Source organism: Pseudomonas sp. 51_B (assembly GCF_017491595.1).
Lineage (GTDB): Bacteria > Pseudomonadota > Gammaproteobacteria > Pseudomonadales > Pseudomonadaceae > Aquipseudomonas > Aquipseudomonas promysalinigenes.
In genome coordinates this window covers 1-536 of sequence record NZ_JAFGYW010000157.1, presented here as the reverse complement: position 1 = coordinate 536, position 536 = coordinate 1, and the positions used below count along the sequence as shown (strand labels likewise).

1 protein-coding gene is annotated in these 536 nt (G+C 61.0%); it reads right to left on the bottom strand.

Features of this window, described 5'->3' with window-relative positions; genetic code table 11:
• Window positions 1-40 precede the first annotated feature (40 nt).
• Window positions 41-536, bottom strand: a 496-nt coding sequence (locus J5M56_RS24140) for a BRCT domain-containing protein (RefSeq protein ID WP_279381840.1), incomplete at its 5' end; no start/stop codon positions are given.

Genomic DNA, 536 nt, shown 5'->3' with positions numbered 1-536 from the left:
GAGCGTGGGAACGATCAGTTGAGGGGGCGTGAGAAAAAGGTCATACGGAAATACCGTGGGTTTTGAGGAAAGCGATAAACGTCTCTTCATCCATGACCTTCACCCCCAGTTCATTGGCCTTGGTCAGTTTCGAGCCGGCACCCGGGCCTGCGACCACGCAATGGGTTTTCGCCGACACCGAACCGGCGACCTTGGCGCCCAGGCTTTCCAGGTGCTCCTTGGCCACATCCCGGCTCATCAACTCGACCTTGCCGGTCAGCACCCAGGTTTCGCCGGACAGCGGCAGACCTTCGACGACTTTTTTCTCGCTCTGCCAATGCATGCCGAAATCGCGCAGCTGCTGCTCGGCCCGCTCGGCCAGTTGCCGATGCTCAGGCGAGGCGAAGAACTCGCGCACCGAGTTGGCCTGCTTCTCCGGCAATGCCTGGCGCATGTCCAGCCAGTCAGCGTTCATCACTGCTTCCAGCGAGCCAAAGCGGTCGGCCAGTTTCTGCGCACCACCGGGGCCGACGAAGGGAATGTGCAGTTTGTCGAGC